1 protein-coding gene is annotated in these 15,229 nt (G+C 61.4%); it reads right to left on the reverse strand.

What is annotated here, in order from left to right:
• Positions 1–2 precede the first annotated feature (2 nt).
• Positions 3–15,125, reverse strand: a complete 15,123-nt coding sequence (locus WH298_RS05735) for an Ig-like domain-containing protein (RefSeq protein WP_180822420.1) — start codon at positions 15,123–15,125, stop codon at positions 3–5.
• Between the last annotated feature and the right edge of the window lie 104 nt (positions 15,126–15,229).

Raw genomic sequence — 15,229 nt, forward strand, 5'->3', positions numbered from 1 at the left:
CGTTAGACCGTGTGGTTTTGGTGCGGTTGTTGCAGCAGCTCCTCCAGAGAAACGTTCACGCCTTCCAGCGTAATCAGTTGAGTCGCGCTGTAACCCGTACCGGTACCGTCACGGTCAATTGAGAGCACCGTATTGCCATCTGAAGTATGGTCCACTTTCACGAAATCATTAATATTACTTGTGGAATCATTCCAGCCGATAAGCAAGTTACTGACATCAATTTTGTCGCCTTGCGCAACATTGAAGTCGGTCCAGGTATCGTGACCGTTACCGCCGGTGGCATCCGCGCTCGCCAGTAAGTGATACACCAACGTATCTGCGCCGGCACCGCTGGTGATGGTGTCGTCGTAGGCACCGCCGGTCAGCGTGTCAGCCCCCGCTGTGCCTGTGATGGTTGGATGCAGCTCAATGGTGAACGACTGACTGGTGATGGTGCCGTCATTCGCGGCCAGGGTATAACTGAACACCTCTTTGTGGGTGAGCGATTGTCCATCCACGCCGGCATTCAGCGCATAGGTATAGCTACCGTTGGCGGCAATACTCAGCACACCAAAGTCCCCGGCAATCGCCGTGGTACCCACGCTGTGAACCGTAGTGATATCACCGTGTTCATTAGTGATACTCAAGGTTCCCGTATGGCTCGCCGTTGATGAACCGTAGATGCTGCCGCTGGCATCGTGGTCGCCGCTGGTGGTGTCAGCAAACAAGCTGTTAGCTGCCAACAACGAGGTCGCCGACGCACCATTGTGCAAATTCACCGTCAGGCTGGCCGAGGTCAACGCACCGCTCGCATCCCTTACCGAGTAAGTAAAAGTATCCGCCGCTGGCAGGGTATCGATATTCAGACCCGCCTTCAGTGCATAGGTGTAGTTACCGTGTGAATCGATGGTCAGGGTGCCGTAAGTGGTATTGATCACGGTGTTGCCCGTCGCCGCCACCACGTTGCCCGATACCGCCGTCACTGCTGTGCCATTAGGAATGGTGCCCGCCAGCGAACTGGTGTCGTTGGTCAGCAAGTTACCGGTGACCGTTGCCGCGACTGTCACTGCCAGCGTCGTGATGTCTGACACCGTGCTAATCGTGGAGGTTGGCAGCAGACTGACGTTAACGGTTGAAGCGACGATCACCGCGTAGTTGCCGGTACCCAGATTGTTATAGGTCACGTTGGCACCTTTCAACGTTCCCAGCGACAACACGGCACCGAGGTAGTTAGTGGTGCTGTTAATCAGCAGCCAGGTACCATTACTTTGCTGCTCATACAGATTCAATGAATAGTTGGTTAACAAACCCACGCTGCTGATTGAACCGTTCAGCGTTACCGTACGCGTGTCATCCGGCCCCACGTTAAACATGTAGGCGTTACCATTGGTCAATACGCTGGCTTGCAGCACATTGCCGAGCCCAACCGTAAGCAGCGCGGTGTGCGACACACTGGTCGTGCCATTGTTCAGCGTGCCGGTTTGGGTGGTGTAATCCACTTCGTTGACATCGTTGGCCGCCACGATACGAATCGCGCCGGTCAGCGGGCTGCTGGTGGAGACGTTACCCGCGCGGTCAGTCTGAATCACCGACAGCGAGGCTCCGGTGGTCTGCGCGGTACTCAGGCTAACCGACCAGGTGCCGCCCGTGCCGACGGTCGCCGTGCCGAGGGCGTTGCCGCCCGCATCACGCACGGTGACGATGGCGCCCACCTCACCGCTACCGGTGACGGTGGTACCGGCATCGTTAATCGCCAGACCACTAACCGCCGCCGGTGGCACCGTATCGACATTGACGGTCACCGCCGTATTGCCGGTACTCACGTTGCCCGCCGCATCAGTTACCGTCACGCTCAGCGGATGCGCACCGTTCGCCAGCGCTGCGGTGGTGTAGGTCCAGGTTCCTCCTGCGCCCACCGTCACGGAACCCAGCGCAGTGGTGCCATCATAGATGGTGACAATCGCGCCAACTTCCGCCGTACCGTTGAGGACCGGCGTGGTATCGCGAGTGTAAGCACCGTTAACCAACGTCACTGGCGTGCTGCCCGCATCGTCGGTGATGGTGAGTGAACTGGCCGCTGGCGCCACCGTGTCAACGCGCAAGGTAGTCGAGGCGTTCGGGCTGACGTTGCCCGCCGCATCGGTTGCCGTCACGTTCAGCGTGTGCGTGCCGTTGCTCAGCGGAGTAGAGATAAAGCTCCAGCTGCCGTTGCTGCCTACTGTGGTGGTGCCGAGCAGCGTGGTGCCATCGTAAACGCTGATCCTTGCCCCCACTTCGCCGTTACCGGTCAACAGCGGTGTGCTGTCGTTGGTCGCGCCGTTATTCGGGATAGCGATCGCGGTGCTGCCGTTGTTGTTAGCGGCAACAAGGTTGGTTACCGCCGCCGGAGCCACGGTATCGATCGTCACCGAGGCCGTGGTGGTGCCGCTGACGTTACCGGCCGCATCGGTCACCGTGACGCTCAGCGGATGGGTGCCCTGAGCGAGCGTGGCGGTGGTGAAGCTCCAGGTCCCGCCGCTGCCAACGGTCACGGTACCTAACAGCGTGCCGCCATCGAAGATCGACACTCTGCTGCCCACTTCCGCCGAACCGCTCAGCGTTGGTGTGGTGTCGTTAGTGGCACCGCCGCTCGGCACCACGGTGCCGCTGACGTCGTTGGTAATCACCAGCGTTGACGCCGCTGGCGCAACGGTATCGACGATGATAGAGACCGTCGCCGAAGCCGCGCTGGTGTTACCTGCCGCATCTGTTACCGTTACGCTGAGCGGATGGGTGCCGTTGCTCAGCGTCGCGGTAGTGAAGGTCCATGCGCCAGTACTGCCCGCCGTCACGGAACCGAGAACGGTGGTGCCATCGTAGACAGTGACAATGGCGTTCGCTTCCGCCGTGCCGCTCAGCGTTGGCGTGGCGTCATCGGTAGAGGCGCCGTTGGCCAGGGGGCCCTGAATCGTCCCGACATCATCGGTGATCACCAGATTGGTGACCGGATTCGGTGCCACGGTGTCAATGCTCAGGGTGGTGGACGTGGTTGGGCTGACGTTGCCCGCCGCATCCGTCGCCGTCACATTCAGCGTGTGGGTGCCATTACTCAGCGCAGTGGAGACGAAGCTCCATGTGCCGTTGCTGCCCACCGTGGTGGTGCCGAGCAACGTTGTCCCGTCGTAAACGCTGATCTTCGCACCAATCTCACCCGAACCGGTTAACAGCGGCGTACTGTCGTTGGTCACGCCATTGTTCGGAATGGTCACCGCCGTACTGCCGTTGTTGTTGGCTGCCACCAGATTGGTGACCGCCGCCGGTGGCGTGGTATCGATAATCACCGAGGCCGAGGTGGTGCCGCTGACGTTACCCGCCGCATCCGTTACCGTGACGCTCAGTGGATGCGGGCCGGTGGTCAGTACACCGGTCGTGAAGGTCCAGCTGCCGTCGCTGCCGGCAATCGCCGTACCCAGCGGCGCAGCGCCATCGTAAATCGTGACTCGACTGCCCGCTTCGGCCACGCCGCTCAGCGTTGGCGTGGTGTCGTTGGTGGCTCCTCCGCTCGGCACCGTGGTGTTGGTGACGTCGTTAGTGATCACCAGCGTTGATGCCGTCGGTGCTACCGTGTCTACGGTGATGGAGACCGGCGTGGTAGCCGCGCTGGTATTACCCGCGGCATCTTTCACCGTTACGCTGAGCGGATGAACGCCGTTGCTCAGTGTGGCGGTGGTGAAGGTCCAGGCACCGCCGGCTCCAGCAGTCACCGAACCCAGCACCGTGCTGCCGTCATAGATGGTGACAATTGCATTGGCTTCCGCCGTGCCGCTCAGCGTTGGCGTGGCATCATCGGTTACCGCACCATTAGCCAGCGGTCCCTGAATCGTGCCGACGTTATCGTTGATCACCAGGTTAGTCACCGGTGACGGTGCCACGGTATCAATCGTCAGGGCGAACGCAGCATTCGGGCTGACGTTGCCCGCTGCATCGGTCGCCGTGACGTTAAGGGTGTGTGCTCCGTCCGCCAGGGTTGGCGTAGTGAAGCTCCAGCTGCCGTTGCTGCCTGCGGTGACCGAACCGATAATCGCCGTACCATCACGGATGATCACCAGACTGCCCGCTTCTGCGCTACCGCTGAGGGCTGGCGTATTGTCGTTGGTGCTGCCACCCGCGTTAATCGCTACCGGCGTGCTGCCGTTGTTATTGGCCGCCGCCAGCCCGGTGATCGCCACCGGCGCTACGGTATCAATATTCACCGTCGCCGCGGTGCTGCCACTGACGTTACCGGCCGCATCGGTCACCGTCACGCTCAGTGCATGCGCGCCCTGGGTCAGAACATCGGTGGTGAAGCTCCATGCCCCGCCGCTTCCTGCCGTTGCGGTGCCCAGCAGCGTTGTGCCGTCATAAATCGAAACGCGGCTGCCCGCTTCCGCCGTGCCGCTCAGCGTTGGCGTGCTGTCGTTGGTCGATCCACCATTCGGCACCGTGGTACCGTTGGTATCGTTAGTGACCAGCAGCGTTGCGTTGGCCGGTGCCACCGTATCCACATTGACCGTGAAGTTGGTCGCGGTGCTGGTGTTGCCCGCCGCGTCGCGCACCGTCACGCTCAATGGATGCGATCCATCACTCAGTGCGGCAGTGGTGAAGCTCCATGCGCCGTTGCTGCCGGCAACCGCAGAACCCAGCACCGTGCTACCTTCCGAGATGATCACCACGTTGCCCGCCGTGGCGGTTCCGCTCAGCGTTGGCGTGTTGTCATCGGTTGAAGCGCCGTTGCTAAGGTTACCGGTAGTGGCACCCACGTTGTCAGAGACCAGCAGATTGGTGACGGGCGTTGGTGCCGCGGTGATCACCGTGAGGCTGATCGAGGCATCTGGGCTGACATTGCCTGCTGCATCGGTCGCCGTCACCGTCAGCGTATGCAGACCATCAGCGAGCGTTGGCGAGGTGAAGCTCCACGCACCGTTGCTGCCTGCAGTAACTGAACCAATCTGGTTGGCGCCATCGAAAATTTTAACGATGCTACCGGCTTCCGCCGTACCGCTCAGCGCTGGCGTGCTGTCGTTGGTAGTGCCGCCAGCGGCAATCGCCACCGGTGAGCTGCCGTTGTTGTTAGCCGCAGCCAGACCGCTGACGGCTGCAGGAGCTGCAGTATCAACGATCACCGTTGCCGTGCTGGACGCTACGCTGGTATTCCCTGCAACATCGGTCACGCGCACGGACAGCGCATGGCTACCGTCACCCAGTACTGCGGTGGTGAAGTTCCAGTCCCCGCCCGCGCCGGCAGCCACTGAACCCAGCAGCGTGGTGCCATCGTAAATAGTGATGACGCTGCCCACTTCCGCCGTACCGCTCAGGGTTGGCGTATTATCGTTGGTCGCGCCGCCATTCGGCACCACCGCACCGGTCTCGTCGTTGTTGACCACCAGCGTTGAGGCGTTTGGCGCAAGGGTATCCACGGTGAGATTCACCACATCCGAGCGCGGTCCAACGTTGCCCGCCGCATCGGTGACGGTAACACTCAGCACATGCCCGCCCTGGCTGAGGGTTGGCGCGGTGAAGGTCCACTCACCGCTAGCGTTGGCGACCGTAGAGCCAATCACCGTGTTGCCATCATAAACCGTGACAATACCGTTGGCTTCGGCCAGTCCTGCCAGCCGTGGCGTGCTGTCGTTGGTGATACCGTTGTCAGCAATCGGTACTGTGATGCCGTCGTTGTTATTGGCGGCAGACAGATTGGTGGCGGCGAGCGGTACTCCGGTATCGATAGTGAAGTTCACCGGCGGTGAAGATTCTCCCGGATTACCGGCTGAATTTACTGTCGTGACATAGATGCTGTGAGTTCCGTCGGCTAGCGTAGGCGTAAAGCTCCACTGCCCAGTGTTGCCAACGGTAACGCTGCCCAGCACGGTAGCGCCATCATGGATGGTGATCACATCCCCTTCCTCAGCGGCACCGGTTAAGACCGGCGTGCTGTCATTGCTGTTGGCACCGTTGCTCAACTCAACCGGCGTGGTGCCGTTGTCATCGGTGATCACCAGCGTGCTGGTGGCGGGTGGCAGATCGGCGGCAATGTTCAGCGTAAACGCCGGACTACTCACCGCGCTGACGTTACCCGCCGCATCGGTTACCGTGAAGGTGAAACTGTGCCCGCCGTTAGAGAGCCCGGTACCCGGCGTATAGCTCCAGTTACCGCCAACCGCGTTGACGGTAGCCAGCAGCGTGGTGCCATCATAAATCGAGATTCGACTGCCCGCCTCTGCTGTACCGCTAAAGGTTGGGGTGTTGTCATCGGTGGTGACGCCGTTGGTCAATGGACCGGTGCTGCCGCCTACGTTGTCGTTTACCGTCAAATCAGCGAGGGTGATCGGATCCGGCACCGACGTATCGATATAGACGGTAATCGGCGTCGCTTCAGGCCCGGTGGTACCCGCCGCGTTAGTGACCGACACGGTGAAGCTATGCTGGCCATCCGACAAGGTCGTGGTTTGGAAGCTCCATGTGCCGTTATCACCCACCGTAGTGGTGCCGAGCAGGGTAGGTCCTTCGTAAACATTGATGGTGGTGCCCGCCACACCGGTACCGCTTATCACTGGCGTGTTGTCGTTGGTATCCCCTTCATTCGCGACCTGCACCGGCGTGGTATTAGCATCGTTATAGACAGCAAAGCTCGGCACTTGTGCTGGCGTTGAGGTGTCCACCGTCAGCGATACCGAGGCATTGGAACTGACGTTACCCGCTGCATCCGTCACGCTGACGTTCAACGTATGCGTGGCATTCGAGAGCGCCGTGGTGGTGATGCTCCACGCACCATTGCTGCCCGCTATCGCCGAACCCACCAGCGTGGTGCCGTCGTAGACTCTAACCACGGCATTGGCTTCAGCCGTGCCGCTGATGGCTGGCGTGCTGTCGTTGGTGATGCCGCCGTCAGCAATCGTGACCGGCGTGCCGCCATTGTTGTTCTGCAGCAGCAGATCGTCAGCCGGCTGCGGTGGCGTAACATCCACCACCACGGTAAAGCTGGCGGAAGGCGCGCTGACATTACCCACTTCATCGGTCACTGTCGCGGTCAGCGTGTGCGAACCATCCGTCAACACAGGCGAACTGAAGCTCCAGCTTCCGTCGCCCAGCGCCGTGGTGCTGCCAATCACGATATTACCGTCGTAAATGGTCACCAGACTGCCCGCTTCTGCCGCCCCGCTCAGCAGCGGTGTGTTGTCACTGGTGCTTGCGCCGTTAGGCACCAGCACCGGCGCACCGCTGTTGTCATTACTCACCACCAGCGTGGCTGGCGTAGGTACGGTGGTATCAACGGTAAACTCGATCGCCGTGGAAGCGGGGCCCGCGTTACCTGCCGCATCGACAACGGTGGTGGTCAGACTGTGCTCGCCATCATCAAGCTGCGGTGAACTAAAGCTCCACTGCCCGTTGCTACCCACCGAAGCGCTGCCCAGGATTTCAGTGCCATCACGAATAATGATGGTGCTGCCCGCTTCTGCCGTACCGCTCAGGAACGGCGTGTTGTCATTGGTGAAGCCACCGTTGGTGATGGCAACCGGTGAAGTGCCTTCATCGTTGCTGGCGACAATATTCCCCGCGACTGCCGGCGGAGTGGCATCGATCACTACGCCAATGGTGGCAGGTGCGCTGACGTTACCCGCCGCATCACTGGCCGTAACGCTGAAGGTATGCGTACCGTCCGCCAGTGCCGTTTGCGGCGTAAAACTCCATGTACCGCCCGCTCCCACGGTGGTGGAACCCAGCACGCCATTTTGATCGGCAATGGTAATGATACTGCCCGCCTGGCCCGAACCGCTCAGCACTGGCGTGTTGTCATTGGTGAGGCCGCCGTTCGGGATAGTGACTGGCGTGCCGATATCGTTAGTCAGCGTCAGTCCGGTTGCGGCTGGCGGTGCTACGGTATCGACGGTGACGGTAATCGCGCTGCTTGCCGGGCTGGTATTCCCCGCCGCATCGCGCACCGTCACGCTCAGATTATGCGTACCGTCAGTCAGGGTGGGTGAGAAGCTCCAGTCGCCCTGCGCATTGGCGATGGCGCTGCCCAACACCGTGGTGCCATCAGAAACGATAACGATGCTGTTGGCTTCCGCCGTACCGCTCAACAGCGGCGTGCTGTCGTTGGTGGTGCCGTTGTTGGCAATCGGCACCGGCGTGCCGCCGTTGTTATTGTTGAGTTCAAGGCCCGTCGCCGCCACCGGCGCAACGGTATCCACGGTAAAGGCAATCGCGCTGGATGCGGGACCCACGTTGCCAGCTGGATCGGTCACCGTCGCCGTCAGGCTATGGCCGCCCTCACCCAGCGTTGGCGTGGTGAAACTCCACTGGCCATTACTGCCAACAATCGCGCTGCCTAGCACCTGCGTGCCATCTCGTACCGTGACGGTGCTGCCCGCTTCGGCGGTGCCGCTGAGCAGCGGCGTGGCATCGTTAGTGGTGCTATTGCCATCAATCCCCACCGGCGTGCTGCCGTTGTTATTACTCAGCTCCAGCGCGTCTGGTGCTGCCGGCGGTGTGGTATCGATGCTGAAGTTGAGCGCCGCCGATGGCGCGCTAACGTTACCGGCGGGATCGGTCACCGTGGTGGTCAGACTATGCGGCCCCTCGCCGAGCACCGTCGAAGTGAAGCTCCAGTTGCCGCTGCTGCCTACCACCACCGAACCCAGCACGTTGCTGCCATCAGAGATAGTCACCGTGCTGCCCGCTTCGGCGCTACCGCTCAATACCGGCGTGGTGTCGTTGGTGGAACCGCCTACGGCGATGGGCACCGCGGTGCCGCCTGAATCATTGCTCAGCTGCAGACCGGTGGCTGCCGACGGCGCTTCGGTATCCACAGTAAAGGTGATGGCCGTGGACGGTGCGCTGCTGTTGCCTGCGGCATCGGTGACGGTCGCCGTCAGGCTATGCTCGCCCTGGCTCAGCGCCGGTGTGGTGAAGCTCCAGGCTCCGTCGTTTCCGACAATCACCGTGCCGAGCACGGTAGTGCCATCGCGCACGACCACGATACTGTCCGGATCCGCGTTCCCACTCAGCACCGGCGTGGTGTCGTTGGTCGCGCCGCCGGAAGCAATTGGCGCTGGCGTGTTGCCCTGATCGTTATTGAGTTCCACGTCAGTAGCTGCTGGCGGTGCTTCGGTATCAATGGTCACCGTCACCGCCGGTGATGCCGGGCCGACGTTACCCGCCGTATCGGTCACCGTGGTGGTGAGACTATGTCCACCCGCATCCAGTGGTGTGGTTGGTGTGAAGCTCCATTTGCCATCGGTGCCAACCGTGGTGCTACCCAGCACCGCGCCATTATCACTTACCGTCACCACGCTGCCCGCTTCGGCGCTGCCGCTCAATACTGGCGTGGTGTCGTTGGTGCGGCCACCGGTATCAATCGGTACCGCTGTGCCGCTGCTGTCATTGCTGAGTTGCAGATCGGTGGCGGCGGCTGGCGGTGTGGTATCCACGGTAAAGGCGATCGCTGTGGAAGCACCGCTGCTGTTGCCAGCCGGATCGGTCACGGTGGTGGTCAGGCTGTGCGCGCCCTCACCCAGCGCGGTAGCTGGGGTGAAGCTCCAGTTGCCGTCAGTGTCCGCGGTTGCTGTGCCCAATACGGTTGTGCCATCACGCACCGTGACGGTGCTGCCCGCCTCCGCGGTGCCGCGCAGGATAGGAGTGTTGTCGTTGGTGATGCCGCCGGCAGCGATGGTCGTGCCGCCATCATTGCTCAGCTGCAGCCCGGTTGAGGTGGCCGGTGGCTGCGTATCCACCGTAAAGGCGATCGCCGTAGACGGATCGCTGACGTTGCCCGCCGGGCTGGTCACGGTGGTGGTCAGGCTATGCGCGCCTTCGCTCAGGGCTGGCGTGGTGAAGCTCCAGGTTCCACCGCTGCCCACCGTCACCGTGCCCAGTACCGTGGTGCCATCCAGCACCGTGACGGTGCTACCTGCGGCTGCTGTGCCGCTGATCACCGGCGTGGTGTCGTTGGTCGCGCCGCCGGAGGTAATCGGCACTGGCGTGCCGCCATTGTCATTGTTGAGCGCCACGTCGCCTGCTGCCGGTGGCTGCGTGGTATCAATGTTGACGGTGATCGGCGTTGAGGTTGGCCCAACGTTGCCAGCCGGATCGGTGACGGTGGCGGTGAGCGTATGCTCGCCTGCCGCCAGCGGTTGGCTTGGCGTAACGCTCCAGCTGCCATCGCTGCCTACGGTGGCGCTGCCAATAATGTCTGTGCCATCACGTACCGTTACGATGCTGCCCGCTTCGGCCGTACCGCTCAGGGCTGGCGTGGTGTCATTGGTGGTGCCGCCAGCGGCAATCGGTAGCGGCGTCGCACCGTCGTTATTGCTCAGTTGCAGACCCGTAGCCGCAGCTGGCGGTGTGATATCTACCGTGACCACAATCGGCGTCGATGGCGCGCTGGTATTGCCCGCCGGACTGGTTACCGTCGCGGTTAAACTGTGGTTACCCTCGTTCAGGGCTGGCGTTGTAAAGCTCCACTCGCCGCCGCTGCCGACGGTAACGGTGCCCAGCACGGTGCCGCCATCAGAGACGGTAATAGTGCTGCCCTCCGCTGCGGTACCACTCAACACCGGCGTGGCATCATTGGTCGCCGCGCCTGAGTTAATCGGAACTGGCGTGCCGCTGGTGTCGTTGCTGAGCTGCACACCGCCGGGTGCTGGCGGCGTGGTGACATCGAGGGTAAAGGTCAGTGGCGTACTCGCCGCGCCGGTATTGCCCGCCGCATCGGTCACCGTGGTGGTCAGGCTGTGTGCGCCCGGATCCAGCGCGGGTGACGTAAAGCTCCAGTTGCCATCGTTGCCGACGGCCACCGAACCCAGCACGCTAGTGCCGTCGAGAATCGTCACGATGCTGCCCGGTTCAGCGCGCCCGCTGAGTACCGGCGTCAAATCATTGGTGGTGCCACCATCGGCTATCGGTACCAGCGTGCCGCTGCCATCATTGCTGAGCTGCAGATCGCTGGCAACGGCCGGTGCCGTGGTATCGACAATCACTATCACCACCGACGATGCTGGACCAACGTTGCCCGCCGGATCGGTGACGGTGGTGCTGAGGTTGTGCTGCCCTTCGCTCAGTGGATCGGTTGGCGTAAAGCTCCAGTTGCCATCGCTGCCGGTAGTCGCCGTCCCCAACTCGGTGGTGCCGTCGCTGACGGTTACGGTGCTACCTGGCTCGGCGGTGCCGCTCAGCGTTGGCGTGGTGTCATTGGTGGTGCCGCCTGCGGCAATCGGCGTGCCGTCATCGTTACTGAACTGTACATTGCCTGCCGCCGCTGGCGGTTGGGTATCGACGGTGACGGTGACCGGCGGTGACGCTGGGCCGGTATTGCCCGCCGGATCGGTGACGGTTGAGGTCAGGCTGTGATTACCATCGCTTAGCGGAGGCGTGGTGTAACTCCAGTTGCCATCGTTGCCCACCGTGGTGGTACCGAGCACGGTGGTGCCATCGGAGACGGTGACCGTACCACCGGCTTCACCGGTTCCGCTCAGCGTTGGCGTATTGTCGTTAGTGCTGCTGCCGGCAGGAATCGGATCGCCTGCATCATTGGTCAGCGCCACATCCGCTGGCGCGGTTGGCACCACGGTATCAATGGTGATGTTGATGGTCGGCGTATCGGTTTCAACACCGGTTGTTGGATTGGTGGCCGTGGCGTGGAACGCGTAGTTGCCATCAGCCAACGCCGCTGGCGTGAAGTTCCACTGCCCATCGGTGCCCGCCACCACGCTGCCAATAATCGTGGTGCCGTTGTACAGGGTGATCAGATCGCCCTCGCTTGCCTGGCCACTCAAAATTGGCGTGGTGTCATTGGTGCTGGAATTGTTTGGCAGTTCCACCAGCGTGCTGCCGCTGTCGTCGCTGACAATCAGCAAGCTGTTGGTGGCCGGTACGCCAGCATCGACATTGAGTGTAAATACCGGCGAAGAGGGACTGACATTACCCGCCGCATCGGTCACCGTGGTGGTCAGACTATGCTGGCCATTGGTCAGCGCGGCATCTGGCGTGAAGCTCCAGCTGCCGTTGCTGCCAACCGTCGCTGAGCCGAGCAGCGTGGTGCCGTCATAGACGCGCACCACCGCTCCCGCTTCGGCTGTGCCGCTCAGGGTTGGCGTGCTGTCATCGGTAATGGTGCCGGAGGTTAACGGGCCGGTGCTGCTGCCAACGTTATCCGTGACGACCAATCCGCTGGTCGCCGCTGGCGCGACGGTATCAACACTAAAGGCGATCGGTGCCGTGGCCGGGCTGACGTTGCCCGCCGCATCGGTCACCGTGGTGGTCAGGCTGTGATTGCCTTCCGCCAGCGTTGGCGTGGTGAAACTCCAGTTGCCATCGCTGCCCACCGTCACGGTTCCCAGCACGGTGGTACCATCCAGAATCGTGACGGTACTGCCCGCTTCCGCGCTGCCGCTCAACACCGGCGTTGCATCATTGATGGCGTTGCCGGAGGTGACGGGTTGCGTAATGCTGCCAGCATCATTGGTGAGTGCCACCCCGCTCGCCGCATCCGGCACCACGGTATCAACGGTGATGTTGATGGTGCCGGAATTGGTCACGTTGCCGCTGGTATCCGTGGCAACCGCGTGGAAGGCGTAAGTGCCGTCGGCCAGAGCCGCTGGCGTGAAGCTCCACTGGCCATCCGCACCGGCGACGGTGCTGCCCAGCAGCGTGGTGCCATTGTACAACTCAACGACCGCATTGGCCGCAGCCAGCCCGCTGAGGGTTGGCGTGGTGTCCTGCGTGCTGGAACCCTCAGGCAGCACTTTCAGCGTGCTGCCGCTGTCATCGGTGATCTCCAGCGTACTGGTAGTTGGCGGCACGCCCGCATTGACGGTGAATTCAACATCGGGGGAGGCCGGGCTGACGTTGCCCGCCGCGTCGGTCAGCGTGACGCTCAGCGAATGGCTACCGTTACTCAGGGTTGGCGTGGTAAAGCTCCAGCTGCCATTGGTGCCCACGGTAACGCTGCCAATCAGCGTGGTGCCGTCATAAATTTTGACGATGGCATTCGCCTCACCGTTACCGGTTAAGGTCGGGGTGTTGTCATCGGTGGTACCGCCTGCGGTGATAGGGCCTGTGGTGCTGCCGACGTTATCGCTGATCACCACATTGCTGGCACCCGCTGGCGCCTGGGTATCAACCGTGAAGGTGATTGGGCTGGAAGCCGGACCGACGTTACCCGCCGCATCGGTCACGGTAGTGGTGAGGCTGTGGTTGCCTTCGGTCAGCGTCGGCGAGGTGAAGCTCCATGTGCCATTGCTGCCGACAGTTGCCGTGCCCAGCACGGTGCTGCCATCACGCACCGTCACAGTGCTGCCCGGTTCGGCGGTGCCGCTGAGCACCGGCGTGGTGGTATTGGTGGCGCCACCGGAAGCGATCGGTTGCAGCGTGCTGCCATCGTTATCGCTCAGCTGTATGCCGCCAGCCGCCGCTGGGGCGACGGTATCGATAGTGATGGAAATTGTCGGCGTTTGCGTCACGTTGCCGCCGGTATCAGTCACCGAGGCGTGAAGAGCATAAGAACCATCAGCCAAAGTGCCTGGAGTAAAGGTCCACTGACCATCACTGCCCGCCACCACGCTACCCAGCACGGTTGTGCCGTTGTACAGCGTGATAAGCGCCCCGGCGGTGGCGAGGCCACTCAGCGTTGGCGTGTTGTCGTGGGTGCTGGCACCGTTGCTAAGCTGCACCAGCGTGCTACCGGTATCATCGGTGATTTCAAATGAGGTGGTGGCTGGCGGAATACCGGCCTGAACATTGACTTCATATGCAGGCGACGCGGGACTGACGTTACCGGCGGCATCAGTCAAGGTAACCGTTAAGCTGTGGCTACCGTTGCTCAAGGTTGGCGTGGTGAAACTCCAGCTGCCATTTGCTCCCACCACCGCCGTGCCGAGCAGGGTTTGCCCGTCATAAACGCTCACCACTGCGCCTGCTTCACCGCGCCCACTCAGGGTTGGCGTATTGTCATCGGTGGAGGAGCCGTTTGGCACATTGCCTGAGTTATTGCCGGAGTTATCACTCAGTGACAGCTCCGTAGCAGCGGCAGGCGCCTGGGTATCCACGGTAAAGGTGATGGTGGTCGGCGTACTGGAATTACCCGCCGCATCGGTGGCAGTGATGCTCAGCGTATGGCTACCCTGGCTCAGCGCTGGGCTGGTAAAGCTCCATGCGCCATTGCTACCGACGGTAACGCTGCCAAGCACCGTATTGCCATCACGAATGGTGATGATGCTGCCCGCTTCTGCGGTACCGCTCAGCTGTGGCGTGGTGTCATTGGTGGCGCCGCCGTTGGTGATCGGCAGCGCAGTAGCGCCGCTGTTGTTCACCACGGACAAACCCGCCACGGCATCCGGCGCTACGGTATCAACGGTGAAACCTACGGGATTTGACGCCGCGCTGGTATTGCCAGCGGCATCGGTTGCGGTCACGCTCAGGCTATGCTGGCCATCCGTCAGCGTAGGCGTGGTGAAGCTCCAGCTACCATCGGCACCTGCGGTCACTGAGCCGATCAGCGTATTGCCGTCATAGATGCGGATGATGGCACCCGCTTCTGCGGTTCCGCTTAACGTTGGCGTATTGTCGTCGGTGATGCCACCTGCACTGATCGTGCCCTGATAGGGGCCAACGGCGTCCGTAACCACCACATCGCTCACTAGGGCTGGTGGTGTGGTGTCGGGATTGGTCGGGTTAGTGGGATTGCCACCGTTATCTCCAGGTGAGGCATTTCCGCCACCGCCGCCAGAGCCAGCAAACAGCGCGCCGATACCGGCCAGCGCTGCACCACCGATACCGAAGGCGGCAATGGTGCCGTCATTGGTGGTGTTTTCCGCTAACAGACCTTCGGTGCTGTCGATAGAGACATACTGGAAACCTTCTGTACCGGGATCTTCCACCCACCACATCGCGCCGCGATCGTCCTGCAGGACCAGATCGCTATCGCCATTCGGGCTATAAAAACCATGAATAACAACCACTTCACCAGACTTTGTGGTGACAACTAAATCATTACCATTGCGTGTGAAAGACTTAATATCAGACTGATTAAGATGCAGCTTCACTACACTAGGAGCGGTTAAATTAACTTGATTTCCACTCAGCTCAGAAGCAATGGTCCCACCTTTGGGGGTTACTGAGATATTATTCATGTTATTGAGATCCCGCGCAGTTCTATAAAAATGCCCGGCATCCGCGGACACCGGCTTTTACAGTGAATAATCAGTGAGATTATTCACTTCTTCTCTGGAGCGAC

Origin of the sequence: Pantoea nemavictus, from assembly GCF_037479095.1 — a bacterium.
GTDB classification, from domain to species: domain Bacteria; phylum Pseudomonadota; class Gammaproteobacteria; order Enterobacterales; family Enterobacteriaceae; genus Pantoea; species Pantoea nemavictus.

Excerpts from the sequence above, each read along its gene's own strand:
- WH298_RS05735 (WP_180822420.1), bottom strand. The coding sequence starts at position 15,125 with ATGAATAATATCTCAGTAACCCCCAAAGGTGGGACCATTGCTTCTGAG.